22 protein-coding genes and 1 pseudogene are annotated in these 23,884 nt (G+C 56.3%); 16 read left to right on the top strand and 7 right to left on the bottom strand.

Features of this window, described 5'->3' with window-relative positions:
- Positions 1 to 179 precede the first annotated feature (179 nt).
- The 5 genes and pseudogenes from H7R76_RS12860 (at position 180) to H7R76_RS12840 (ending at position 5,525) form a co-directional block, all read left to right on the top strand.
- Positions 180 to 1,468, top strand: a pseudogene (locus H7R76_RS12860) (ABC transporter substrate-binding protein).
- Between the two features lie 11 nt (positions 1,469 to 1,479).
- Positions 1,480 to 2,421 (top strand): carbohydrate ABC transporter permease, encoded by a 942-nt coding sequence (locus H7R76_RS12855; RefSeq protein WP_223878943.1) that lies wholly within the window; start codon positions 1,480 to 1,482, stop codon positions 2,419 to 2,421.
- 9 nt (positions 2,422 to 2,430) lie between these two features.
- Entirely contained in the window at positions 2,431 to 3,270 is an 840-nt protein-coding gene (locus H7R76_RS12850; RefSeq protein ID WP_064544808.1) for a carbohydrate ABC transporter permease, read from the top strand.
- A 10-nt stretch (positions 3,271 to 3,280) separates the two neighbouring features.
- Positions 3,281 to 4,375 carry an ABC transporter ATP-binding protein gene (locus H7R76_RS12845; RefSeq protein WP_106927675.1) on the top strand — a complete coding sequence of 365 codons (1,095 nt, stop codon included), beginning with the start codon at positions 3,281 to 3,283 and terminating at the stop codon, positions 4,373 to 4,375.
- A gap of 7 nt (positions 4,376 to 4,382) precedes the next feature.
- On the top strand, positions 4,383 to 5,525 hold the full coding sequence (locus H7R76_RS12840; RefSeq protein ID WP_182967981.1) for an alginate lyase family protein: 1,143 nt from the start codon (positions 4,383 to 4,385) through the stop codon (positions 5,523 to 5,525).
- A gap of 100 nt (positions 5,526 to 5,625) precedes the next feature.
- On the opposite strand, the gene H7R76_RS12835 is transcribed toward H7R76_RS12840, so the two are convergent.
- A complete protein-coding gene (locus tag H7R76_RS12835; RefSeq protein WP_106927673.1) occupies positions 5,626 to 5,970 on the bottom strand; it encodes a RidA family protein in 345 nt (114 codons plus the stop codon).
- A gap of 128 nt (positions 5,971 to 6,098) precedes the next feature.
- On the opposite strand from H7R76_RS12835, the gene yoaA reads away from it, so the two are divergent.
- The 5 genes from yoaA to rnd all read left to right on the top strand — a co-directional run bounded on the left by yoaA (position 6,099) and on the right by rnd (position 12,481).
- On the top strand, positions 6,099 to 8,009 hold the full coding sequence (gene yoaA / locus H7R76_RS12830; protein ID WP_106927672.1) for a DNA repair helicase YoaA: 1,911 nt from the start codon (positions 6,099 to 6,101) through the stop codon (positions 8,007 to 8,009).
- Between the two features lie 67 nt (positions 8,010 to 8,076).
- On the top strand, positions 8,077 to 8,772 hold the full coding sequence (tsaB, locus tag H7R76_RS12825) for a tRNA (adenosine(37)-N6)-threonylcarbamoyltransferase complex dimerization subunit type 1 TsaB (RefSeq protein WP_182965387.1): 696 nt from the start codon (positions 8,077 to 8,079) through the stop codon (positions 8,770 to 8,772).
- 37 nt (positions 8,773 to 8,809) lie between these two features.
- Positions 8,810 to 9,391 carry a Slp family lipoprotein gene (locus H7R76_RS12820; RefSeq protein ID WP_106927905.1) on the top strand — a complete coding sequence of 194 codons (582 nt, stop codon included), beginning with the start codon at positions 8,810 to 8,812 and terminating at the stop codon, positions 9,389 to 9,391.
- A 207-nt stretch (positions 9,392 to 9,598) separates the two neighbouring features.
- On the top strand, positions 9,599 to 11,284 hold the full coding sequence (fadD, locus tag H7R76_RS12815) for a long-chain-fatty-acid--CoA ligase FadD (protein WP_182965385.1): 1,686 nt from the start codon (positions 9,599 to 9,601) through the stop codon (positions 11,282 to 11,284).
- An 81-nt stretch (positions 11,285 to 11,365) separates the two neighbouring features.
- Positions 11,366 to 12,481, top strand: coding sequence for a ribonuclease D (rnd, locus tag H7R76_RS12810; RefSeq protein ID WP_182967979.1), 1,116 nt, complete (start codon positions 11,366 to 11,368; stop codon positions 12,479 to 12,481).
- Positions 12,482 to 12,615: 134 nt separating this feature from the next.
- Here rnd and minE read toward each other — a convergent pair whose 3' ends face one another.
- The 3 genes from minE to minC are packed head-to-tail and all read right to left on the bottom strand — an operon-like array spanning position 12,616 to position 14,432.
- The gene (minE, locus tag H7R76_RS12805) at positions 12,616 to 12,885 is read right to left on the bottom strand and encodes a cell division topological specificity factor MinE (protein ID WP_035894584.1); all 270 of its coding nucleotides are present in this window, start codon (positions 12,883 to 12,885) and stop codon (positions 12,616 to 12,618) included.
- A gap of 3 nt (positions 12,886 to 12,888) precedes the next feature.
- Positions 12,889 to 13,701 carry a septum site-determining protein MinD gene (gene minD / locus H7R76_RS12800; RefSeq protein ID WP_106927666.1) on the bottom strand — a complete coding sequence of 271 codons (813 nt, stop codon included), beginning with the start codon at positions 13,699 to 13,701 and terminating at the stop codon, positions 12,889 to 12,891.
- A gap of 23 nt (positions 13,702 to 13,724) precedes the next feature.
- Positions 13,725 to 14,432, bottom strand: coding sequence for a septum site-determining protein MinC (gene minC, locus H7R76_RS12795; RefSeq protein WP_106927664.1), 708 nt, complete (start codon positions 14,430 to 14,432; stop codon positions 13,725 to 13,727).
- A gap of 127 nt (positions 14,433 to 14,559) precedes the next feature.
- On the opposite strand from minC, the gene H7R76_RS12790 reads away from it, so the two are divergent.
- The 3 genes from H7R76_RS12790 (at position 14,560) to ycgN (ending at position 16,095) form a co-directional block, all read left to right on the top strand.
- Positions 14,560 to 14,841, top strand: coding sequence for a YcgL domain-containing protein (locus H7R76_RS12790; RefSeq protein WP_106927662.1), 282 nt, complete (start codon positions 14,560 to 14,562; stop codon positions 14,839 to 14,841).
- Positions 14,842 to 14,895: 54 nt separating this feature from the next.
- The gene (locus tag H7R76_RS12785; protein ID WP_182928654.1) at positions 14,896 to 15,555 is read left to right on the top strand and encodes a fumarylacetoacetate hydrolase family protein; all 660 of its coding nucleotides are present in this window, start codon (positions 14,896 to 14,898) and stop codon (positions 15,553 to 15,555) included.
- 93 nt (positions 15,556 to 15,648) lie between these two features.
- Complete coding sequence (gene ycgN / locus H7R76_RS12780; protein WP_106927658.1) at positions 15,649 to 16,095, top strand: cysteine cluster protein YcgN; 447 nt, start codon at positions 15,649 to 15,651, stop codon at positions 16,093 to 16,095.
- A gap of 266 nt (positions 16,096 to 16,361) precedes the next feature.
- On the opposite strand, the gene dsbB is transcribed toward ycgN, so the two are convergent.
- Together dsbB and nhaB are read right to left on the bottom strand one after the other, a co-directional pair.
- Positions 16,362 to 16,892 carry a disulfide bond formation protein DsbB gene (gene dsbB / locus H7R76_RS12775; RefSeq protein ID WP_106927649.1) on the bottom strand — a complete coding sequence of 177 codons (531 nt, stop codon included), beginning with the start codon at positions 16,890 to 16,892 and terminating at the stop codon, positions 16,362 to 16,364.
- 137 nt (positions 16,893 to 17,029) lie between these two features.
- Positions 17,030 to 18,583, bottom strand: a complete 1,554-nt coding sequence (gene nhaB / locus H7R76_RS12770) for a Na(+)/H(+) antiporter NhaB (protein ID WP_182930438.1) — start codon at positions 18,581 to 18,583, stop codon at positions 17,030 to 17,032.
- A 212-nt stretch (positions 18,584 to 18,795) separates the two neighbouring features.
- Here nhaB and fadR point away from each other — a divergent pair, with 212 nt between their 5' ends.
- Positions 18,796 to 19,515 carry a fatty acid metabolism transcriptional regulator FadR gene (gene fadR / locus H7R76_RS12765; protein WP_106927644.1) on the top strand — a complete coding sequence of 240 codons (720 nt, stop codon included), beginning with the start codon at positions 18,796 to 18,798 and terminating at the stop codon, positions 19,513 to 19,515.
- A 119-nt stretch (positions 19,516 to 19,634) separates the two neighbouring features.
- Here fadR and H7R76_RS12760 read toward each other — a convergent pair whose 3' ends face one another.
- Positions 19,635 to 21,167, bottom strand: a complete 1,533-nt coding sequence (locus H7R76_RS12760) for a SpoVR family protein (RefSeq protein WP_182965383.1) — start codon at positions 21,165 to 21,167, stop codon at positions 19,635 to 19,637.
- Positions 21,168 to 21,492: 325 nt separating this feature from the next.
- On the opposite strand from H7R76_RS12760, the gene H7R76_RS12755 reads away from it, so the two are divergent.
- The gene (locus tag H7R76_RS12755) at positions 21,493 to 22,791 is read left to right on the top strand and encodes a D-amino acid dehydrogenase (protein WP_106927640.1); all 1,299 of its coding nucleotides are present in this window, start codon (positions 21,493 to 21,495) and stop codon (positions 22,789 to 22,791) included.
- 9 nt (positions 22,792 to 22,800) lie between these two features.
- Complete coding sequence (gene dadX / locus H7R76_RS12750) at positions 22,801 to 23,871, top strand: catabolic alanine racemase DadX (RefSeq protein WP_106927638.1); 1,071 nt, start codon at positions 22,801 to 22,803, stop codon at positions 23,869 to 23,871.
- The last annotated feature ends 13 nt before the right edge of the window (positions 23,872 to 23,884 follow it).

Genomic DNA, 23,884 nt, shown 5'->3' with positions numbered 1-23,884 from the left:
TTTGCGTTTTTGAAATGGGATTTCTTTTTGGCGTGGTTGTATTGGAAAATACATTTCTATTTAATATTCGAAAATAACGTTTACGTCCGTTGTATTAATGTCGGCTGCTTATCAGGAAATGATAAACAGCCGGTGCGAATTTATTTACCGTTGTGCCCTACAATAAAGGATATGCCACCATGTCTGCGAATAAATTACGTTCATTATTACTGCTTTCCGCCCTGGGTCTTGGTGTGAGCCAAAGCTACGCCGCCACGACGCTTAACGTCTGGATCCGCGCCAGCAACGATTCGAAGAATATCTATAAGCAGGAGGCCGAGACGTTCGAGAAGAAGACCGGGATAAAAATTGAATACTTCAATGCCACGACCGACTTCGAGCAGCGCCTGGCGCGTGCGGCGCGGGCAACGCCCTACCTGATTTAATCTTCAACGATGCGGCTTCTTTGGGCCAGTTTATACAGCTCGGTATTGCTGATGAGATCGACCCGAAAACCATCAGCGGCGGCGACCAGCTTTATCCTACCGCCTGGAACAGCACCCGTTATATCGATGGCAAGTACTACGGTGTACCGACCTCGGCGCAAACCTTCGCGCTGTTTGTGCGCAAGGACTGGCGTGAAAAGCTGGGTCTGCCGCAGCCGAAAAGCTGGGAGGATATTCAGACGCTGGCCAAAGCGTTTACCACCCAGGATCCGGACGGCAACGGTAAAAACGATACCTACGGCTTTATCATGCCGGGCTCCACCACGCGCGGCTACGCCAGTTGGTTTATGAGTAGCTTTATCTGGCAGGCGGGCGGTGATTTCGTCAAAGAACATAACGGGACGTTCAGCGCCTCGCTGGCTACGCCGGAGGTCGCGCAGGCGATGACCTTTATGCGCACCATGATGTGCGAGAAGGTGACTCAGCCGGGGGCGATTAACGCGACGACTGCCGACGTGATCCCGTCGTTCCGTTCCGGGCAGAGCGGGATGTTCTTCAGCGGCCCGTACCATATTGCGCTGTTTGATAAAGACCCGGGTAAGGAGAAATTCGAAGTGGTGCCGGTTGTCGGGCCGAAAGGCGAAGCGACCCTCGCCGAAGGGACCACCGTCTTTATGATGAAAAGCAGCCAGCAGAAAGAGGCGGCGCGCAAATTTATTGAATTCATGATCTCGCCGGAAGGGCAGGAGATCGGGATGGGCAAGGGCAGCCAGCATATTCCGGTGGTGCGCCTGCCGGTGAACCAGAATGTCAACGTGAAGGACGTCTATCAGGACGACCGCTGGGAGACTTTTGCCCGCCTGTATAACGAGCAGGGCCGTTACGTACCGCAAATCCCTAACTGGACGCCGGTGCGTCAGGTCGCTGCCGACGGTTTCAACCGTATCTTTGCTGACTGTAACAGCGATATTACCGCAGAGCTGAAAAAGACGGACGAGAAGGTCAATGCCGAGCTGGCGAAACAAAATGTGCTGGCTAAATAAAGGAGTAAGTGATGACGCTGCATGAGACGAAGTCCTCGCCGCTAAAGCAAGCCGCTTCGCCTGACGCGACCGGCTGGCTGACGGCAAAGCGCAAACGGGCGCTGATACCCTGGCTGTTTCTCGCCCCGGCGCTGGTGATCTTCAGCTGGTTTAAGTTTATCCCGATGATCCAGGGTCTGGTGATGAGCTTTTATAAGGTCAACTTTAACCAGCCGGACGAATGGGTGGGGTTCGCGAACTTTACCCGTGCCTTTGCCGACGTGGAGCTGCACGCGGCGGTCGTCAACACGTTGCTGTACGTATTAGTGACGATGTTTGCGGCCGCAATTCTCGCGTTCTTCCTCGCGATGCTGCTGGAAGGCCCGGCGCGCCATTTGCGTTTCATCCGTACCGCCATCTTCCTGCCTGCGGTAACCAGTGCGGCGATTGTCGCCGAAATGTGGCGTATTTTGTTCAACCCAACGCCGAATGGGGTGGTAAACCATATTCTCAGCTGGTTTGGCGTGGCCGACCAGGGGTTTCTGGCCAGCTCCGATCAGGCGCTTGGGGTGATTATGTTGCTGCATATCTGGAAAGCGGTGCCCTACAACATGGTGATTTTCATCGCCGGGCTGGCAGGCATTAGCCGCGATCTGTACGACGCCGCCAACGTCGACGGCGCAAACTGGTGGAACCGCCTGCGCTACGTCACGCTGCCCGGCATGATCCCCGCGCTGTCGGTAGTGCTGATGCTTTCGTTCATTCGTGGCTTCCGTGTGTTTGCCGAAGTGTATGCCACCACCGGCGGCGGGCCGTCTAACGCCACGGAGATGATCATGACCCATATCTACAAGCTGGGCTTTGAACAGTTCGACTACGGCTACGCCTCGGCGGTGTCATTCCTGCTGTTCGCCTTCACGGTGGTGTTAACCATCTGCCATCTGACGCTGAAAAAACGTATCGCACGTTACTAAGGAGCCGCGATGTTAAGTAAACGTTGGGATACCGCAGGACGCTGGTGCATCTATGCGCTGCTGTTGATTGTTTTTGTTGGACCATTCTGGGGCATCGTCGCGACCGCGTTCAGCGGCGCGCCGGTGAAGCCGGGGGAGCTGCTGGCGTGGCCGAACCAGTTCTCGCTGGAAAACTTTATCTTTGCCTGGCAGGACATTGGCGTCTGGCAGTATCTGCTGAACTCCATCCTGGTGGTGTTCTTCGGCACCATCCTGCAGGTGTCGGTGAGCGCGCTGGCCGCCTATGCGCTGGCGCGTAAAAAGTTTCGCGGCGTGGCGCTGGTGAGCCTGGTCATTCTCTCGACCATGATGCTGCCGGAAGAGGTCATCGCCATTCCGCTGTACATGATCATTAACTGGCGGCTGCCGTTTATTGACGCCTCGCTGTACAACAGCTACCTCGGGATGATCTTGCCGGTGGTCGGCTGGGCGTTCTCCATCTTCGTGCTGACCGAATTTATGTCGGCGATTCCGAAAGAGCTGGAAGAGGCGGCGCGGATTGACGGTGCCAACGAGTGGCAGATTTTCTTCCACGTCATCCTGCCGCTGGTGAAGCCGGCGCTGGGCACGGTGGTCACCTTCGGCTTCATCATGATTTGGGACCAGTATTTATTGCCGCTCATTGTGGTGAACCAGGACAGCCTGAACACCATTCCGGTGATCCTCGGCACGCTGCGTACCGATGAGAGCATCACGCCAAACATTTTTATCGCCATTACGCTGTTAGCGATGCTGCCGAGCATCATCGTCTACCTGGGCCTGCAAAAACATTTCAACCGCGGGATTATGTCCGGCGCGGTCAAAGGATAAGGAGCTACCGATGGGATCCGTTGTACTGAATAACGTGCGTAAATCATACGGCGAGGCACACGTCATTAAAGATGTGTCGTTGACTATTCCTGACGGCGAGTTTTGCGTTCTGGTGGGCCCGAGCGGCTGCGGCAAGTCAACGCTGCTGCGGATGATTGCCGGTCTGGAAGAGATTTCCGGCGGCGAAGTGCATATTAACGAGCGGAACGTCACTGACGTGGAGCCAAAACTGCGCGATATTGCGATGGTATTTCAGAGCTACGCGCTCTATCCGCAGATGACGGTGCGTGAAAACATGGGATTTGCCCTGAAAATGGCGCGTTTGCCGAAAGGCGAAATTAACGACAAAGTGAACGAAGCCGCGTCGCTGCTGGGGCTGGGACCGCTGTTGGAGCGTCTGCCGAAGGACCTTTCCGGCGGCCAGCGTCAGCGCGTGGCGATGGGGCGCGCTATCGTGCGTAAACCGCAGGTGTTCCTGTTTGATGAACCGCTCTCTAACCTGGATGCCAAGCTGCGTACCCAGGTGCGCGGCGAGATTCGCGACCTGCACCGACGCCTGAAAACCACCTCGGTATACGTGACCCACGATCAGATTGAAGCCATGACTATGGGCCAGATGATTGTGGTGCTGCGCGATGGTCGTATCGAACAGGCCGGGACGCCGCTGGAGCTGTATGACCAGCCGGCCAATCTGTTCGTTGCTGGTTTTATCGGATCGCCTGAAATCAACCAACTGCCGGGCGAAGTGGTGCTCAATGGCAGCGTCACCAGCCTGCGTCTGAAGGATGGTTCGCTGCTGGCGCTGCCGACGGGCATGCAGGTCAAACATGGCCAGCAGGTGGTGTATGCGATTCGCCCGGAACAGGTCAACGTGGTGCACGAGGCGCGCGATGATGCGCTGGCGGCAAAGGTCACGGCGGTGGAAAACACCGGCTCAGACATGCAGCTGTTCTGCGACACCGGCGGCGGCGCTTTTACTTCGGTCTTTAAGCAGCGCCTGGCGGTGAAAGAGGGCGATAATATCTGGCTGCAGCCGAAGCTCTCCGGCGTGCATTTGTTCGACGCACAAAGCGGCCAGCGCATAGCATGCCTGGAGGAACAATAAGGTGGCGATGAAGCTGTACACCCTTGATGAAAATTGCCTTGAAAACACCCGCGCGGGGCTGAAACAGCCGTTTTCGCCGCTGCAGCTGGCGCTGAGCAAGCTGGTGGCCGAGGCGGACCAGCTTCGGCGCGAGCCGCCGGAAAGCGTGGTGCATAAGAAGCTGCGCCCGGCGAGCGGCGATGCGCATGATTATTACAGTCTGGGCACCTACTGGTGGCCCAATCCCCGGCGGCCCAACGGGCTGCCGTATATTCGCCGCGACGGGCACATTAACCCGCAGTGTGAAAATAACGATACCGACACGTCGCGGATTATCCGCATGTGTGAACGCTGCCTGACTTTAGGTTTAGCGTGGTATTTCACCGGTCAGCGTCAGTACGCGCAGGCTGCGGCGCAGCAGATACGCTGCTGGTTCCTTGACGCGGATACGCGTATGAACCCGCATCTGAACTATGGCCAGGCCATTCCGGGGATTGTTTCCGGGCGCGGCACCGGGCTTATCGATACCCGCCTGCTGTGGATGGTGGTGGACACCATCGGGCTGATTAACGGCGCCAGCGTACTGGATACCGACGATATTATCGGTTTACACCAGTGGTTCCGCGACTTTAACCACTGGATGTACTACAGCGAAATCGGCCATTCTGAATACGTCTGGCACAACAACCACGGCACCTGGTACGACGCCCAGCGCGCGGTGAATGCGTTGTTCTACGGTGACAAAGGGCTGGTGGCGAGGATTATTGAGCAGGGGATCACCCAGCGTATGGCGGCGCAGATTGACCAGGACGGCAAGCAGACGATGGAACTGGAGCGCACCATTCCGTTCCACTACTCGCTGTTTAACCTTGAGGCGCACCTGCTGCTCAACCGCTATGCCGAGCACGTTGAGTTCGATCGCTGGAACCACATTCGTGACGGGCGCGGGGTGAAGCAGGGAATTGACTACCTGGTACCGTTTATCCGCGAACCGGATCTCTGGCCATACAGCGATTTGCAGGGGATTGTCTGGGACAGCGCGCTGCGTGTCCTGTTGCAGACGGTGCGCGGGTATCCAAAGCAGTCGGCGAGCTATCGTGACGTGCTGAAGTGCTTGCCGCAGGAGACGCTACAGTTGAAAGAGCAGCTGATGTGGTGTCCGGGATTGTAGGCCCGATAAGCGTAGCGCCATCAGGCATTTGGCGCACGTTGCCGGATGGCGGCGTGCAGATACCGTGCCTCACCGATCCGGGGAGGCACGGCATACTGATTTACACCGCGGCGATAATCTTAATCTCAACCTTATATTTCGGGTTCATCAGCTTCGCCTGCACGGTGCAACGCACCGGCGCGTGACCGGCAACCACCCACGCATCCCACGCTTTATTCATGGCGGCAAAATCATCGCCGTCCGCCAGGAAGAGGGTGGCGTCGAGAATGCGCGACTTATTGCTGCCCTGTTTTTCCAGCACCGCGTCAATCTGCGCCAGCGTATTTGCCGTCTGCTCAAACGCATCGGCGTCCAGGTTTGTCGGTACGCCGGTGTAGTAGAGGGTCTGGTTGTGGATCACAACATCAGACCAGCGCGCTTCGGCATCGATACGTACAATTGTCATTTCCATTTCCTTATTCACATCACGTCATCGCGCTAAGACTGCCACATTGTCGCCGCCGCGTCACGACTTCGGCTGGCGTAAGCCCGATTGGCCTGACATAATCACTGGAAATTTTTCCAGGGGGTAACGTGACGGACGATTTTGCAGCAGACGGCCAGCTTGCGCAGGCGATAACCGGGTTTAAACCGCGTGAACCGCAGCGTCAGATGGCGCACGCCGTCGCTCAGGCGATTGACGAAGGTCAGCCGCTGGTAGTGGAAGCCGGTACGGGTACCGGTAAAACCTATGCCTACCTGGCACCCGCGCTACGTGCGGGTAAAAAAGTCATTATTTCTACTGGCTCCAAGGCGTTACAGGATCAGCTCTACAGTCGGGATCTGCCCACCGTGGCGAAGGCGCTGACGTTCACCGGTAAGCTGGCGCTGCTGAAAGGGCGCTCAAACTACCTGTGTCTCGAACGTCTGGAGCAGCAGGCGCTGGCGGGCGGCGACCTGCCTGTTAACACCTTGAGCGATGTGATCCTGCTGCGTAGCTGGGCTAACCAGACGCTTGATGGCGATATCAGCACCTGCGTGAGCGTCCCTGAAGACTCCCAGGCCTGGCCGTTGGTCACCAGTACTAATGACAACTGCCTGGGCAGCGATTGCCCGCAGTATCAGGACTGTTTTGTCGTGAAGGCGCGTAAAAAAGCCATGGACGCTGACGTGGTGGTGGTTAACCATCACCTGTTTCTTGCCGACATGGTGGTCAAAGAGAGCGGCTTCGGTGAGCTGATCCCCGAGGCCGATGTGATGATCTTCGATGAAGCCCACCAGTTGCCGGATATCGCCAGCCAGTATTTCGGCCAGTCGCTTTCCAGCCGCCAGCTGCTGGATCTCGCGAAAGACGTGGTTATTGCCTACCGCACTGAACTCAAAGATACCCAGCAGCTACAGAAATGTGCCGACCGCCTGGCGCAGGCGACGCAGGATTTCCGCCTGCAGGTGGGCGACCCGGGCTATCGCGGAAACCTGCGCGATCTGCTGGCGGACAGCGCCGTTCAGCGCGCGCTGCTGCTGCTCGACGATGCGCTTGAGCTGTGTTACGACGTCGCAAAGCTGTCGCTCGGCCGCTCCGCGCTGCTCGACGCCGCCTTTGAACGGGCCACGCTCTACCGTGCGCGGCTTAAGCGGTTAAAAGAGATCAACACACCCGGCTATAGCTACTGGTATGAATGTAATTCCCGCCACTTCACCCTTGCGCTGACGCCGCTGACCGTCGCGGATAAATTCAAAGAAGTGATGGCGGCCAAGCCGGGCAGCTGGATTTTCACCTCTGCCACCCTGTCGGTGAACGACGATCTGCACCATTTTACCGAACGACTGGGCATTGAAGCGGCGCACTCGCTGCTGTTGCCAAGCCCGTTCGACTACGCCAGCCAGGCGCTGCTCTGCGTGCCGCGCAATCTGCCGCTGCCCAATCAGCCCGGCGCCGCGCGCCATCTGGCCGCGATGCTTAAGCCGCTGATTGAGGCCAACGACGGGCGCTGCTTTATGCTGTGCACCTCGCACGCCATGATGCGCGATCTCGCCGAGCAGTTCCGCGCCACCATGACCCTGCCGGTGTTGTTACAAGGTGAAACCAGTAAAGGCCAGTTGCTGCAACAATTTGTCAGCGCCGGGAACGCCCTGCTGGTTGCCACCAGCAGCTTCTGGGAAGGGGTTGATGTGCGCGGCGATACGCTTTCTCTGGTGATTATCGACAAGCTGCCGTTTACCTCGCCGGACGATCCGCTGCTGAAGGCGCGAATGGAAGACTGTCGCCTGCGTGGCGGCGATCCGTTTGAGGAGGTGCAGCTCCCTGATGCGGTCATTACCCTCAAGCAGGGCGTGGGCCGCTTGATCCGCGACGTTGACGATCGCGGCGTGCTGGTGATTTGCGATAACCGTCTGGTGATGCGCCCTTATGGGGCAACGTTCCTCGCCAGCCTGCCGCCGGCCCCGCGCACCCGCGATATTCGCCGGGCGGTGCGATTTCTGGCGCTGTCATCGACGCGGTAATGCGTGGCAAAGTGTGATAAGATGCGCGCCATTTTGTTGATCCGTAACTGCGAGAGCGCGACTAACCATGCGAATTCTGGCTATCGATACTGCCACGGAAGCCTGTTCGGCTGCCCTGTGGGATGATGGTAAAACCTGTGCTCACTTCGAGCTTTGTCCTCGTGAACACACTCAACGTATTCTGCCGATCGTGCAGGATATTCTCACTGAAGGCGGCGTGAGCCTTACCGACCTCGACGCGCTGGCGTTCGGCCGCGGGCCGGGTAGCTTTACCGGCGTGCGTATTGGCATTGGTATTGCGCAGGGGCTGGCGCTGGGCGCCGAGCTGCCGATGATCGGCGTATCCACGCTGGCGACAATGGCGCAGGGGGCGTGGCGCAAACAGGGCGCAACCCGCGTACTGGCCGCTATCGATGCGCGCATGGGCGAAGTGTACTGGGCTGAGTACCAGCGTGATGAGCAGGGCGTATGGCACGGCGAAGCAAGCGAAGCGGTGCTTAAGCCGGAAGCGGTACAGCAGCGCCTGAGCGCCCTGAGCGGCGAATGGGCCACCGTTGGCACCGGCTGGGGCGCATGGCCTGAGATGGCGCAGGGAACAAGCGTGACGCTGCGCGACGGCGGAGTTAACCTGCCTGAGGCCGAAGATATGCTGCCGATTGCCTGTCAGCTACTGGCTCAGGGCAAAACGGTCGCCGTAGACAAAGCGGAACCCGTTTATTTGCGTAATGAAGTTGCGTGGAAGAAACTTCCTGGCCGCGAATGAATCTTAGTAAGTGAATATTGAGATCGGGAGCAGCATCATGGCAGGTAAAAAATTCATCGTTCGTGGCGCCATTGCCGGGCTTATCGCCGTTGCGTTAAGCGGCTGCGTCAGCGTGCCGGATGCCATACAGGGCAGCAGCCCTACGCCGCAGCAGGATCTGGTTCGGGTGATGGCGGCACCACAGCTGTACGTCGGGCAGGAGTCCCGCTTTGGCGGTACGGTGGTGGGGATTGAAAATCAGCAGGGTCATACCCGCCTGGAAATCGCCACGGTACCGCTGGATAGCGGCGCGCGGCCTATTCTGGGCGAAGCCTCGCGTGGGCGTATTTACGCCGACGTTAACGGTTTCCTCGACCCGGTGGATTTCCGCAGCCAGTTGGTGACGGTCGTCGGGCCGATTGTCGGCACCGTTGAGGGCAAAGTGGGCACCACGAAGTACAATTTCCTTCACGTTCAGGTCACCGGCTATAAACGCTGGCGCGTGACCCAGCAGGTGGTGATGCCGCCGCAGCCTATCGACCCGTGGGTCTTTGGCCCGCACCCCTGGAACTACGGCTACGGCGGTTGGGGCTGGTATAACCCCGGCCCGGCTGAAGTACGTAACGTCGTAACGGAATAATTTTTGCGGTCAAACCGTCAAAAAAGAAACAGCGGCTAGTCCGCTGTTTCTTCGTTGTAATGGATATAAAAAAAATAAAGAGTGACGCGCTTCGCAACCTTAATTCCGATTAATTCTTAAACTGGTACGCTGAGTTAATATTATGTTAACGAAAGTTTACCGTTTGGGGTTGCGATGACGACGAATACGTATTTTAGAGGTGATGCTTTGAAAAAGGTTTGGCTCAACCGTTATCCTGCCGATGTCCCGGCAGAGATCAATCCTGACCGTTATCAATCCCTGGTGGAACTGTTTGAACATTCGGCGACGCGCTTCGCCGACCAGCCTGGCTTCGTGAATATGGGCGAAGTCATGACCTTCCGTAAGCTCGAAGAGCGCAGCCGCGCCTTTGCCGCTTACCTCCAGCAGGGGCTGGGCCTCAAACAGGGCGATCGCGTCGCGCTGATGATGCCGAACCTGCTGCAATATCCGGTGGCGCTGTTTGGCATTCTGCGCGCCGGGATGATTGTCGTAAACGTTAACCCGCTGTATACCCCGCGCGAGCTGGAGCATCAGCTGAACGACAGCGGCGCACAGGCCATCGTGATTGTCTCCAACTTTGCCCATACGCTGGAAAAAGTGGTTGAGAATACCCAGGTGAAGCATGTGATCCTGACCCGAATGGGCGATCAGCTGTCGACCGCTAAGGGCACGCTGGTGAACTTCGTGGTCAAGTACATTAAGCGCCTGGTGCCGAAGTACCATCTGCCGGACGCGATTTCGTTTCGCCGCGCGCTGCACGCGGGCTACCGGCTGCAGTATGTTAAGCCCGAAGTGACGGCCGATGATATTGCTTTCCTGCAATATACCGGCGGCACCACCGGCGTGGCGAAGGGCGCGATGCTGACGCACCGTAACATGCTGGCTAACCTCGAGCAGGTAAAGGCCACTTACGGGCCGCTGCTGCATGAAGGCAAAGAGGTGGTGATCACCGCGCTGCCGCTGTATCACATCTTCGCGCTGACCATGAACTGCCTGCTGTTTATCGAGCTGGGTGGCAAGAATATCCTCATCACCAACCCGCGCGACATTCCCGGGCTGGTGAAAGAGCTGGCGAAATATCCGTTTACCGCGATGACCGGGGTTAACACCCTGTTCAATGCGCTGCTGAATAACAAAGAGTTCCAGCAGCTTGACTTCTCCACGCTGCATCTGTCCGCCGGCGGCGGAATGCCGGTAAACCACGCGGTCGCCGAGCGTTGGGTGAAGCTGACCGGCCAGTATCTGCTGGAAGGCTACGGCCTGACCGAATGCGCGCCGCTGGTGAGCGTTAACCCGCACGATATCGATTACCACAGCGGCAGCATCGGTCTGCCGGTGCCGTCTACCGATGTGAAGCTGGTGGATGATGACGATAACGAAGTGCCCGCCGGCCAGCCGGGGGAACTGTGCGTGAAGGGGCCGCAGGTGATGGAAGGCTACTGGCAGCGTCCTGATGCAACCGCTGAAATCATCAAAGACGGCTGGCTGCATACCGGTGATATTGCGGTGATGGATGACGAAGGCTTCCTGCGTATCGTTGACCGTAAAAAAGATATGATTCTGGTGTCGGGATTTAACGTCTACCCGAATGAAATTGAGGACGTGGTGATGCAGCACTCCGGCGTTCTGGAGGTGGCTGCGGTCGGCGTGCCGTCAGGCAACAGTGGGGAAGCGGTGAAAATTTTCGTGGTGAAAAAGGACCCGAGTCTGACCGAAGAAGCGCTGATCACCTTCTGCCGCCGCCAGCTGACCGGCTACAAAGTACCGAAGCTGGTGGAATTCCGTGAGGAATTGCCAAAATCGAACGTCGGAAAAATTTTGCGACGAGAATTACGTGACGAAGCGCGTGCCAAAGTAGACAATAAGGCATAAGTTACGCGTTACGATGCCAGACGCCAGCTCCGCTGGCGTTTTTTTTGGCGCAATCTAAGAGAGTAAGATTTGAACTATCAGATGATCACCACCAACGACGCGCTCCGCACTCTGTGCGATGCGGTGCGTCAGACCTCCTCCGTCGCGCTGGATACCGAGTTTGTCCGCACCCGCACCTATTATCCGCAGCTGGGCCTGATTCAGCTTTTCGACGGTGAGCGCACGGCGCTGATTGATCCTCTGGATATCACCGACTGGTCGCCGCTGCAGGCGATTATGCAGGATCGCAACATTACTAAGTTCCTGCATGCCGGTAGTGAAGATTTAGAAGTCTTTATGAATGTCTTCGGCGCGATGCCGCAGCCGCTGATTGATACCCAGGTGCTTGCCGCGTTCTGCGGTCGCCCGATGTCCTGGGGCTTTGCGGCAATGGTGGCGGAGTACTCCGGCGTTGAGCTCGATAAAAGCGAATCGCGCACCGACTGGCTGGCACGTCCGCTGACGTCGCGTCAGTGTGACTACGCGGCGGCGGACGTCTGGTATTTGCTGCCTATCGCCCATAAGCTGATGGCGGAAACCGAACAGGTGGGGCGTCTGGCCTGGGCGCTTGATGAGTGCCAACTGATGCAACAGCGCCGCCAGGAAGTGACCGACCCGTGCGACGCATGGCGTGATATCACCAACGCCTGGCAGCTGCGTACCCGCCAGCTTGCCTGCCTGCAGCTGCTGGCCGAATGGCGTTTGCGCAAAGCTCGCGATCGTGACATGGCGGTGAACTTTGTGGTTCGTGAAGAGCATTTGTGGAGCGTGGCGCGCTATATGCCGGGCAGCCTCGGCGAGCTCGACAGCCTTGGGCTATCGGGGAGCGAAATTCGCTTCCACGGTAAGGCGCTGATTAGCATGGTTGCTAAGGCACAGGCGCTGCCTGATGATGCGCTGCCGGAGCCGTTGCTCAACCTGATGGATATGCCGGGCTACCGTAAAGCGTTTAAAGAGATCAAAGCGCTGGTGCAGGAAGTCGGGCAGGTGAACGACGTCAGCGCGGAGATGCTGGCCTCACGTCGGCAGATTAACCAGTTGCTTAACTGGCATTGGCAACTGAAGCCGCGCACTACCGCCCCGGAAATGATTTCCGGCTGGCGAGGTGAGCTGCTTTCTGGCGCGTTAGATAAACTGCTGGCGGAATACCCGCGCTAACGACCGCCATCCGGCAATTTGCTCAGGGCATGCCTGATGGCGCTACGCTTATCAGGTCTCCACGACGCCTTATCCTCAAATGGCAGACACAAAAAAAGCGCTATCACTAGCGCCTTTTTTTACACCGCCGAAAGTCAGGATTTTGACTCTTCTGCTTCCGGTAGCGTGACGTTGAGTTCCAGAATCGAAATATCCCCGTCTTTTTGCTCTAACTGCACCGTGACCATTTCTGGGTCAATCTGCACGTACCTGCAAATCACTTCCAGAATATCCTTCCTTAACTGCGGCAGATAGTGCGGTTCTGCATCGCTGCGGCGGCGTTCCGCGACAATGATTTGCAGACGTTCTTTAGCAATGTTGGCGGTATTCTTTTTCCGTGAGAGAAAAAAGTCGAGTAATGCCATGAGTTATCCTCCGAACAGGCGTTTGAGGAAACCTTTCTTCTCTTCTTCAATGAAGCGGAAAGGACGTTCTTCTCCCAACAGACGATCCACGGTGTCGGCGTAGGCTTTGCCTGCATCAGACACGGTATCCAGGATAACCGGTTCGCCCTGGTTTGATGCACGCAGTACGGACTGATCTTCCGGAATGACGCCAACCAGTTTGATGCGCAGAATTTCCAGCACATCTTCCATGCTCAGCATATCGCCTTTGCTTACGCGGCCTGGATTGTAGCGCGTCAGCAGCAGGTGTTCTTTAATCGGTTCTTCACCATTTTCGGCGCGGCGGGATTTCGACGCCAGAATACCCAGAATGCGGTCGGAGTCACGTACCGAGGACACTTCCGGGTTGGTGGTAATGATGGCTTCGTCGGCGAAGTACAGCGCCATCAGCGCGCCGGTTTCGATACCGGCAGGGGAGTCGCAGACCACGAAGTCGAACTCCATCTTTTTCAGCTCGTCGAGCACTTTCTCGACGCCTTCACGGGTCAACGCATCTTTATCGCGCGTCTGGGACGCCGGCAGGATATAAAGATTATCGGTACGTTTATCTTTGATTAATGCCTGATTCAGCGTGGCATCACCCTGAATAACGTTAACGAAATCATAAACTACGCGACGTTCGCAGCCCATAATCAGGTCAAGGTTACGCAGACCGATATCAAAATCGATAACGACCGTTTTCTTTCCCTTCTGCGCCAAACCAGTCGCGATGGCCGCGCTGGAGGTGGTCTTACCCACGCCCCCTTTACCTGAAGTCACAACAATAATGCGTGCCATAGAAATTCCTTGTTAAAAAGGGATTAATTTAACGGTTGAATAGTCAAAGCGCCGTCGCCTAAGCGCATGCGCGCCGCTTTGCCATAAAATTCGGCTGGGATCTGATCGCTCAGCCAATATTCCCCGGCAATGGAGACCAGCTCCGCCGCCAGGTGGGTACAAAATACTTGTGCTTCCCGGTCTCCGCCGGCGCCTGCCAGAACGCGTCCACGCATCATGCCATATACGTGAATGTTCCCGTCGGCGATAAGCTCTGCGCCCGCGCTGACGTGGCTTGTCACAATCAAATCACAGTTTGGTGCATAAATGCGCTGACCGGAACGTACCGGGGTATCAATCATTCGCGTTTTTGTGATCGGACTAACAATTGGCTCGGGTTCTGCCGGTTTAGGCTGCTCCACGGGCATCGCGCGGGCGATTTTTTCTTTACCTTCAGTCAATAAAGGGAGACCCGATTGGTCAATGGCCGCTTTAAACTGCGGGTTCTTGCAGCCGCTGACGCCCACGATGCGCAGGCCAACGGACATGATTGCCTGTTGGATTGCGCGCCATTGGGTAAACTCTTCAAGGTTGCTGACGTTGACCACGACCGGGGCGTGACGGAAAAAAGCCGGAGCCTGGGCGACTTTGTCTTCTAACGCCTGACGAATAACCTCGGGTCTTGCATCATGCAAATGGACCACAGATAAGGTGAAGCTACTGCCTTTAAGTTCGATGGGCGTGTTTGACATCCTGGCCTTACTCAATTTGCTATTTACCGCCGCGTCATGCGCAGCGATATTCCGAAGACTATCAGTCATGTTATAGTCACTAATATATTCAAGCAAGTAACCACAGTCCTAATTCCGAGTATAAAGTATGTTTTGTGTGATTTATCGTAGTTCTAAACGTGATCAAACCTATTTGTATGTCGAAAAAAAAGACGATTTCTCTCGCGTGCCTGAAGAACTGATGCAGGGCTTCGGCCAGCCGCAGCTGGCAATGCTGCTGCCGCTGGATGGGCGTAAGAAACTGATCAATGCCGATCTGGAAAAGGTAAAACAGGCGTTAAAAGAGCAGGGGTATTATTTACAGATCCCGCCGCCGCCTGAAAATCTGTTAAAGCAGCATCTGGCTGAGTCACAAAATAAGGGCGAATAATCTGCGCCTGCGGCCGATGTGTGTCCTTGGTTGACGAACAAGTAAGGGAAAAGCATGTATCAGCATCATAACTGGCAGGGTGCTCTGCTGGATTACCCGGTGAGCAAAGTTGTTTGCGTGGGCAGTAACTACGCCAAACACATTCAGGAAATGGGCAGCGCGACGCCGGAAGAGCCGGTTCTCTTTATTAAACCGGAAACATCGCTGTGCGATTTGCGCCAGCCGCTGATTTTGCCGCAGGGCCTTGGGTCGGTACACCATGAGGTTGAGCTCGCGGTGCTGATTGGCGCAACCTTACGCCAGGCTACGCCGGAGCACGTCCAGCAGGCCATTGCGGGCTACGGCGTCGCGCTGGACCTTACGCTGCGTGATCTTCAGGGTAAAATGAAAAAAGCGGGGCAGCCGTGGGAAAAGGCCAAAGGGTTTGATAACGCGTGCCCGATCTCGGGTTTCATTCCTGTCGCTGACTTCGCCGGCGATCCGCAGAATACATCGCTGGGCCTGAAGATTAACGGCGAAGTGCGTCAGCAGGGCAGCACGGCCGATATGATTCACAAAATCGTGCCGCTGATTGCCTATATGAGCCGTTTCTTTACCCTGAAACCGGGCGATGTGGTGCTCACCGGTACGCCGGAAGGCGTTGGCCCGCTGCACGCGGGCGATGAGCTCGAGGTGCTGTTTAACGGCCTGTCGCTGGCCACCCGCGTATTGTAACGGCTGCTTGCCGCCTGTTTTAGGCGGCAAAACTTGCATCCCTGTGCCAGACTGGTTATAAGGTGCAACCTGATTTTTGATGTGGACATCCCGATGAGCGAATTACCTTTCTGGCAGAGCAAAACCCTTGATGAAATGACCGACGCCGAATGGGAGTCGCTGTGCGATGGCTGCGGGCAGTGCTGCCTGCACAAGCTGATGGATGAAGACACCGATGAAATCTATTTCACCAACGTCGCCTGCAAACAGCTGAATATCAAAACCTGCCAGTGCCGTAACTACGAACGTCGTTTCGAGTATGAGCCTGACTGTATTAAGCTCACGCGTGACAATCTGCCCACCTTTGAATGGCTGCCGATGACCTGTGCCTATCGTTTGCTGGCGGAAGGAAAGGGGCTGCCAGCGTGGCACCCGCTGCTGACCGGTTCAAAAGCAGCGATGCACGGCGAGCGTATTTCGGTGCGCCATATTGCGGTCAAAGAATCGGAAGTACGCGACTGGCAGGATCATATTTTAAATAAGCCGGAATGGGCTGACTAAAGCCGGATTTATTCGCGAATCCTCTGTTTTATTATTCTGCTAATAAAAACGCTACGTCATTCCTTCTCCGTGCCGATAGATAACTTATCGGTATTGGTAGAGGGATAATCATGCGTAATTCCATAAAACTTTTAATGCTGGCAGTGATGATTAATCTCTGTGGTTGGGGGCTACTTTTAGCGGCTGGCTACGGGATTGGATCACTGACGGGGATGTGGTAAACACGCTGCCAACCGCAAAGGCGATGCTGCTGGCAGCGTTCAGGATTAACGGCCGAAAAGATCGCGTCTTTTGGGTTTAAACGGCTGGGCAATCAGCACCAGCAGCGCCACGATCAGGTAAGCGGCGAAAATACCGACCAGCCACTGAGGCATCTCCAGCGATAAGAACTCCCACTGGCGCACGGCGCAGTCGCCGGATGCCACAAACACCTGCGGTAGCCATTTATCCAGCGGCAGCCAGCTTGGGAAGCGGGCCATAAAATCGCAGGTCATAAACGGCGACGGGTGCAGCTGAATCATGGTGTGTTCCCAGGCCAACTGCAGACCGCGGAAGGCGCTATACAGCCAAATCAGCAGCGCGACGTAGCGCAGCGGGCTTTTCGGCGCAATCGCCCCTACCAGACCGGCGCCCATGACGCCGAACAGCGCACAGCGCTCATAAATGCACAGTACGCATGGTTTTAATAGCATCACATGCTGAAACCATAATGCCACCAACTCAAGCGCAAAAGCGGTTAACGCCAGCAATAACCAGGCACTGCGGCCACGTGAGCTCTGGTTTAAATATCGCAACATAATCATTTCCCTGGAACGTGCTTTGAAAAAGCAGTGTAAACGAAAACGTTAGCCCTGCCATCTGGCTATACGCAATTATTCGTAAATGGCAGTTCAATGCCCACGGAAAACCGTGGGCATTGAGAAGCGCAGCTATATTAGTGGGTTATTGCGGGAAGCACCAACATTCCTTTATTCATCATCCAGTCGATAACGGGCTGGAGAGTAAACTCGACGCACAGCAGGCCCACGAGCGTCAGGACCAGCGTATAAGGCAGCGCCATCCACACCATTCGACCATAGGACAGGCGAATGAGCGGCGCCAGCGCTGACGTCAACAGGAACAGGAACGCGGCCTGGCCGTTTGGCGTCGCCACCGATGGCAGGTTTGTCCCGGTATTAATTGCCACAGCCAGCAGCTCAAACTGGCGCAGGTCGATTGCGCCGTTATCCAGTGCCGTTTTGGCTTCATTAATATAAACGGTGCCCACGAATACGTTATCCGAAATCGACGATAGCAGGCCGTTAAACAGATAGAACAGCGACCGCTGAGCGTGAGGTGAGGCTTGCAGCACAAAGTCGATAATAGGTGCAAACAAATGCTGGTCAATGATGACCGCCACGACCGCGAAAAATACCGTCAACAGCGCGGTGAACGGCAGCGCTTCGGTGAAGGCTTTGCCGATGGCGTGCTCGTCGGTAATGCCGGTAAACGAGGTGGCAAAGATAATCACCGACAGACCAATCAGGCCGACTTCCGCCAGGTGCAGCGCCAGCGCCAGCACCAGCCAGACGCCGATAATCCCCTGCACGACCAGGCGCAGGGTTTCCTGACGGCTGCGCTGCTGGCTGCTGCGCACGTCAAAATCATGGAGGATTTTCCGTACCGGCTCTGGCAGCTCCGCGCCGTAGCCAAAGGCTTTAAATTTCTCCAGCAGCAGGCAGGTGATTAGCCCGCAGAAAAACACCGGAACGGTGACCGGTGACATACGCAGGAAGAATTCGCCAAAGTGCCAGCCGGCCACCTTAGCGATAATCAGGTTTTGCGGCTCGCCGACCATGGTCATGACGCCGCCGAGTGCAGTACCCACGCCCGCATGCATCATCAGGCTGCGCAGGAAAGCGCGGAACTGCTCCAGCACTTCGCGGTTGTGTTTATCGATATGGCTGTCGTCGAGCAGATCGTCATCGTCCGGGCGAGAAGAGGCGACCCGATGGTAGATACTGTAAAAACCGACCGCCACGCTGATGATCACCGCCACAACGGTCAACGCATCGAGGAAAGCCGACAGAAATGCAGCCGCCATGCAGAACGCGAGCGACAGCAGCCGCTTGCTGCGGATGCTCAGCAGCAGGCGGGTAAAGATAAACAGCAGCAGCTGCTTCATAAAGTAGATGCCGGCAACCATAAAGATCAGCAGCAGCAGTACTTCCAGGTTGGCCGCGACTTCATTTCGCACATGCTCGGCCGAGGTCATGCCGACAAACACCGCTTCAATGGCCAGCAGGCCGCCGGGTATTAACGGATAGCACTTCAGCGCCATCGCCAGCGTGAAAATAAACTCACCAACCAGCAGCCATCCGGCGACAAACGGATTGATTAAAAAGACCAGCGGGTTAATGACCAGGAAAATCAGCAGTAATAGCTTGTACCAGTCAGGCGACTGGCCTAAAAAGTTGCGCCACAGGGCGCGACCGTAAGAGATGTCCATGACAATCGTCTTCCTCCTGAAAAGATGACATTTTTTACCACTAAATGCGCGCAACTGCCAGAATTCCCCCTGGAAGGGCCGTTTCCGTCCTTAAAAAGAAATGTGAAAAATGAAACGGCGATCCCTTTTTAATTAGGTTGTCCCGCTATCTGCGCTATGTTGGCTCTGGTATGATGAGTGTAATTGCAACGCTGTGTAATGGAATTTTTACTATGGTCATTAAGGCGCAAAGCCCGGCGGGTTTCGCTGAAGAATACATCGTCGAAAGTATCTGGAATAACCGTTTTCCTCCAGGATCAATTCTTCCGGCTGAACGCGAACTCTCTGAATTAATTGGGGTAACCCGCACCACCTTACGTGAAGTGTTGCAACGCCTGGCGCGAGACGGCTGGTTAACAATTCAGCACGGTAAGCCCACGAAGGTGAATAACTTCTGGGAAACGTCCGGGCTCAATATTCTGGAGACGCTGGCGCGCCTCGATCATGACAGCGTGCCGCAGCTGATTGATAATCTGCTGTCCGTTCGCACCAATATTGCAACCATCTACATTCGTACCGCTTTCCGTCAGCATCCTGATAAGGCGCTGGAAGTGCTGGCAAAAACGCGTGAAGTGGAAGATTATGCCGACGCCTTTGCCGAGCTCGACTATAGCGTGTTCCGCGGCCTGGCTTTTGCCTCCGGCAACCCTATTTATGGGCTTATCCTTAACGGGATGAAAGGGCTGTATACCCGTCTGGGTCGCCACTATTTCTCCAGCCCGGAAGCGCGCGCGCTGGGGCTGGGCTTCTACCATAAGCTGATTGAGCTGTGCGAGAAGGGCGAGCATGAGAAGGTGTACGAAACGGTGCGCCGCTATGGTCACGAGAGCGGCGAGATCTGGCACCGCATGCAGAAAACGCTGCCGGGTGATTTAGCTATCCATAGTCGCTAGTCAGTGCGCTGATTTTGTTCCCTGTAGGCCGGATGGCGCTTTGCTTATCCGGCTTACAACAGAAAGGGAAAGCCTTCCCGGAGTCAGCGCTTCGCGCCTCGTCCGGGCTACGATAGAGGCTACAATGCGTTTGGCCGCGGCGGGCAACGCTCCAGCAGCTCCACGCTACCATCCGCGTTCTGCTGCTCCAGATGCACATCAAACCCCCACAGACGATGCACGTGCTTCAGCACCTCTTTACGGCCTTTATCGAGCGGCGCGCGGTTGTGCGGCACGTAGCGCAGCGTCAGCGAACGGTCACCGCGCAGGTCGACGTTCCATACCTGAATGTTGGGCTCCAGGTTGCTGAGGTTGTACTGGGAGGACAGCTGGTTGCGAATTTCCCGATACCCTTCCTCATTGTGAATGGCCGAAATTTCCAGATAGTTATTACGATCGTCATCCAGCACGGTAAACAGGCGGAAGTCGCGCATGATTTTCGGTGACAGGAATTGGCTGATAAAGCTCTCATCCTTGAAATCCCGCATCGCAAAGTGCAGGGTCGTCAGCCAGTCGGAACCGGCGATATCCGGGAACCAGTATTTATCCTCTTCGGTCGGGTTCTGGCAAATGCGCTTGATGTCCTGGAACATCGCAAAGCCGAGCGCGTAGGGGTTAATGCCGCTGTACCACGGGCTATTATAAGGCGGCTGGAAGACTACGTTGGTATGGCTGTGCAGGAACTCCAGCATAAAGCGCTCGGTCACCTTACCTTCATCGTACAGGTGGTTAAGGATGGTGTAGTGCCAGAACGTCGCCCAGCCTTCGTTCATCACCTGCGTTTGTTTCTGCGGGTAAAAATACTGGCTGACCTTGCGCACAATGCGCAGGATCTCGCGCTGCCACGGCTCCAGCAGCGGGGCATTTTTCTCCATAAAGTACAGCAGGTTTTCCTGCGGCTCCGAGGGGTAGCGGCGCGCGGACTCAACGGCTTTTTCCTCATCGCGTTTTGGCAGCGTACGCCACAGGGTGTTCACCTGGCTTTGCAGATACTCTTCGCGGCTTTTCTGCCGTGCTTTTTCTTCCTGCAACGAAATTTTTGACGGTCGTTTGTAGCGGTCAACGCCGTAGTTCATCAGCGCGTGGCACGAGTCGAGCAGCCGCTCAACCTCGTCCACCCCGTAGCGCTCTTCGCACTCGGTGATGTATTTGCGCGCAAACAGCAGGTAGTCAACTATCGAACTGGCGTCGGTCCAGCTGCGGAACAGATAGTTGTTTTTGAAGAAGGAGTTGTGGCCATAGCAGGCATGCGCCATAACCAACGCCTGCATGGTGATGGTGTTCTCTTCCATCAGATAGGCGATACACGGGTTAGAGTTAATGACGATTTCGTAGGCCAGCCCCTGCTGCCCGTGCTTATACTGGCGCTCGGTTTCAATAAATTTTTTGCCAAACGACCAGTGCGGGTAGTTAATCGGCATGCCGACGCTCGAGTAGGCGTCCATCATCTGCTCAGAGGTAATGACTTCAATCTGATGCGAATAGGTGTCCAGCCGGTATAGTTTGGCCACCCGGTCAATTTCCGCCAGGTAGGTTTCCAGCAGCGAAAACGTCCAGTCGGGTCCATCGCTCAGACGAGTGGTATCCTTATTCATCGAGTCAATTGTAGCCATTAGCGCGCCCTCATTGTTGGCGACTCTCTCTGTGCGGAGAGCCTCACTTCAAGAATAGAACACCGCAGAAATTCTGTAACAACCGTCCTTTCTAAACTTCATGATTTATTCATTTTACTGGCGATAATTTTGCCTCTTTGCAGGATTTTATGCTGACAAAAAATAGCGGGCAGCATGAGATGTCAATTTCTCCGCTGGCCCGCTGCATGGGCGCTCTGTGAGGTAAGTCACCATAAAAAAAGCATATGTTGAATAATATTTTCACCTGGGTTATCAATTTGTAATTAGAAGATTGTTCTTTTACTCATTCTGGACTGGAGTGGCTATGCACATTGTCATACTGGGAAGTGGCGTGGTGGGCGTGACCAGCGCCTGGTATTTAAGTCAGGCGGGGCATCAGGTGACGGTGATTGACCGCGAAGCGGGTCCAGCGCTGGAAACCAGCGCGGCAAACGCCGGGCAGATCTCGCCGGGCTATGCGGCACCGTGGGCTGCGCCGGGCGTACCGCTAAAGGCGATTAAATGGATGTTCCAGCGCCATGCGCCGCTGGCCATTCGCCTCGACGGCACCGGTTTTCAGTTAAAGTGGATGTGGCAAATGCTGCGTAACTGCGACACGCGCCACTACATGGAAAACAAAGGTCGCATGGTGCGGCTGGCGGAATACAGCCGCGACTGCCTGAAGACCCTGCGTGAAACCACCGGTATTGCCTATGAAGGTCGCCAGGGCGGCACCCTGCAGCTGTTCCGCACCGCCCAACAGTATGAGAACGCCACCCGCGATATCGCCGTGCTGGAAGAGGCTGGCGTCCCGTATCAGCTGCTGGAAGCATCTCGTCTGGCTGAGGTCGAACCGGCGCTGGCCGACGTGGCGCATAAACTCACCGGCGGCCTGCGTCTGCCAAACGATGAAACCGGCGACTGCCAGCTGTTTACCCAACGGCTGGCAAAAATGGCTGAACAGGCGGGCGTGACCTTCCGCTTTAATACCCCGGTTGATAGCCTGATTAAAGACGGTGAGCGTATCGTCGGCGTGAAGTGCGGCGATGAACTGGTCAAAGCCGATGCCTACGTGATGGCCTTTGGTTCTTATTCAACCGCCATGCTGAAAGGGCTGGTGGATATTCCGGTTTACCCGCTCAAAGGCTACTCGTTGACTATTCCCATCGTCGAAGAGCGCGGGGCGCCGGTGTCAACCATCCTCGATGAAACCTACAAAATTGCCATTACCCGTTTTGATAACCGCATCCGCGTGGGCGGCATGGCGGAGATCGTTGGTTTTAACACCGAACTCCTGGCACCACGTCGCGAGACGCTGGAAATGGTGGTCGGCGACCTGTTCCCGCGCGGCGGACGCGTGGAAGACGCCATCTTCTGGACCGGGCTGCGCCCGATGACCCCGGACGGTACGCCGATTGTGGGCAAAACGGCGTTTAAAAACCTGTGGCTGAATACCGGACACGGCACGCTGGGCTGGACCATGTCCTGTGGCTCGGGGCAGCTGCTGAGCGATTTGATGTCTGGCAGAATGCCAGCGATACCCTATGATGATCTCAGCGTTGCGCGCTACTCGCCGGGCTTTACACCCGCTCGCCCACAGCACTTGCATGGTGCGCACCATTAAGGAGAACGCATGTCACGTCCCGTGCTCGCCAGCATCGATCTGCAGGCGCTGAAAGAGAACTTAGCCATTGCCCGTCGTGCCGCTGCCGGCGCTCGCGTCTGGTCGGTGGTCAAGGCCAACGCCTACGGCCACGGCCTGGACCGGGTGTGGAACGCCCTACGGGAAACCGACGGCTTTGCCATGCTCAACCTTGAAGAAGCCATTTTGCTGCGCGAGCGCGGCTGGAAAGGGCCGATTCTGTTGCTGGAAGGATTTTTCCACGCCGACGAACTGCCGTTGTTTGATAAATACCGGCTGACCACCAGCGTGCACAGCAACTGGCAAATTAAAGCGTTGCAAAACGCGCGCCTGCACGCGCCGATTGATGTTTATCTGAAGATCAACAGTGGGATGAATCGCCTTGGCTTCGCGCCTGAGCGGGTGAACAGCCTCTGGCAGCAGCTGCGTGGCATGAGCAACGTCGGGGCGATAACGCTGATGTCGCACTTTGCGCAAGCGGAGAACACCGACGGCGTCGCCGCACCGATGCGTCTCATTGAACAGGCGGCAGAAGGGCTGGACTGCCCGCGCTCGCTTGCCAACTCTGCGGCGACAATGTGGCACCCGGAAACCCATTTCGACTGGGTGCGACCGGGCATCGTACTGTACGGAGCATCACCTTCCGGCCAGTGGCAGGATATTGCCAACACCGGCCTGAAGCCAGTGATGACGTTGAGCAGCCAGATTATCGGCGTGCAGAACCTGAGGGCGGGCGATGCGGTGGGCTACGGCAGCCGCTATCGGGCGAGCCGCGAGCAGCGTATCGGGATTGTTGCCTGCGGCTATGCCGACGGCTACCCGCGTATCGCGGCGAACGGCACACCGGTGCTGGTGGACGGTATTCGCACGGGAACAGTTGGCGCGATTTCAATGGATATGCTGGCGGTGGATTTAACCCCGTGCCCGCAGGCGGGAATTGGTACTGCGGTAGAACTGTGGGGGCAGGAGATTAAGATTGATGACGTGGCCGCCAGCGCGGGCACCGTTGGTTACGAGCTCATGTGCGCGCTGGCACCGCGTGTACCTGTTGTGACAGTGTAACTATTTGCCGTGT

This window comes from Klebsiella sp. WP8-S18-ESBL-06, assembly GCF_014169755.1.
GTDB lineage: Bacteria > Pseudomonadota > Gammaproteobacteria > Enterobacterales > Enterobacteriaceae > Kluyvera > Kluyvera ascorbata_B.
The sequence above is the reverse complement of the archived record's forward strand: the minus strand, read 5'-3'. Positions and strand labels throughout refer to the sequence as shown.

What these genes read in the sequence shown, in the direction of transcription:
- H7R76_RS12840 (WP_182967981.1), top strand. Translation starts at nt 4,383, where the DNA reads ATGAAGCTGTACACCCTTGATGAAAATTGCCTTGAAAACACCCGCGCG.
- dsbB (WP_106927649.1), bottom strand. Translation starts at nt 16,892, where the DNA reads ATGTTGCGATATTTAAACCAGAGCTCACGTGGCCGCAGTGCCTGGTTA.
- minC (WP_106927664.1), bottom strand. Translation starts at nt 14,432, where the DNA reads ATGTCAAACACGCCCATCGAACTTAAAGGCAGTAGCTTCACCTTATCT.
- H7R76_RS12850 (WP_064544808.1), top strand. Translation starts at nt 2,431, where the DNA reads ATGTTAAGTAAACGTTGGGATACCGCAGGACGCTGGTGCATCTATGCG.
- H7R76_RS12760 (WP_182965383.1), bottom strand. Translation starts at nt 21,167, where the DNA reads ATGGCTACAATTGACTCGATGAATAAGGATACCACTCGTCTGAGCGAT.
- tsaB (WP_182965387.1), top strand. Translation starts at nt 8,077, where the DNA reads ATGCGAATTCTGGCTATCGATACTGCCACGGAAGCCTGTTCGGCTGCC.
- H7R76_RS12855 (WP_223878943.1), top strand. Translation starts at nt 1,480, where the DNA reads ATGACGCTGCATGAGACGAAGTCCTCGCCGCTAAAGCAAGCCGCTTCG.
- fadR (WP_106927644.1), top strand. Translation starts at nt 18,796, where the DNA reads ATGGTCATTAAGGCGCAAAGCCCGGCGGGTTTCGCTGAAGAATACATC.
- H7R76_RS12755 (WP_106927640.1), top strand. Translation starts at nt 21,493, where the DNA reads ATGCACATTGTCATACTGGGAAGTGGCGTGGTGGGCGTGACCAGCGCC.
- H7R76_RS12845 (WP_106927675.1), top strand. Translation starts at nt 3,281, where the DNA reads ATGGGATCCGTTGTACTGAATAACGTGCGTAAATCATACGGCGAGGCA.
- ycgN (WP_106927658.1), top strand. Translation starts at nt 15,649, where the DNA reads ATGAGCGAATTACCTTTCTGGCAGAGCAAAACCCTTGATGAAATGACC.
- H7R76_RS12820 (WP_106927905.1), top strand. Translation starts at nt 8,810, where the DNA reads ATGGCAGGTAAAAAATTCATCGTTCGTGGCGCCATTGCCGGGCTTATC.
- minD (WP_106927666.1), bottom strand. Translation starts at nt 13,701, where the DNA reads ATGGCACGCATTATTGTTGTGACTTCAGGTAAAGGGGGCGTGGGTAAG.
- rnd (WP_182967979.1), top strand. Translation starts at nt 11,366, where the DNA reads ATGATCACCACCAACGACGCGCTCCGCACTCTGTGCGATGCGGTGCGT.
- minE (WP_035894584.1), bottom strand. Translation starts at nt 12,885, where the DNA reads ATGGCATTACTCGACTTTTTTCTCTCACGGAAAAAGAATACCGCCAAC.
- dadX (WP_106927638.1), top strand. Translation starts at nt 22,801, where the DNA reads ATGTCACGTCCCGTGCTCGCCAGCATCGATCTGCAGGCGCTGAAAGAG.
- H7R76_RS12785 (WP_182928654.1), top strand. Translation starts at nt 14,896, where the DNA reads ATGTATCAGCATCATAACTGGCAGGGTGCTCTGCTGGATTACCCGGTG.
- H7R76_RS12790 (WP_106927662.1), top strand. Translation starts at nt 14,560, where the DNA reads ATGTTTTGTGTGATTTATCGTAGTTCTAAACGTGATCAAACCTATTTG.
- nhaB (WP_182930438.1), bottom strand. Translation starts at nt 18,583, where the DNA reads ATGGACATCTCTTACGGTCGCGCCCTGTGGCGCAACTTTTTAGGCCAG.
- H7R76_RS12835 (WP_106927673.1), bottom strand. Translation starts at nt 5,970, where the DNA reads ATGACAATTGTACGTATCGATGCCGAAGCGCGCTGGTCTGATGTTGTG.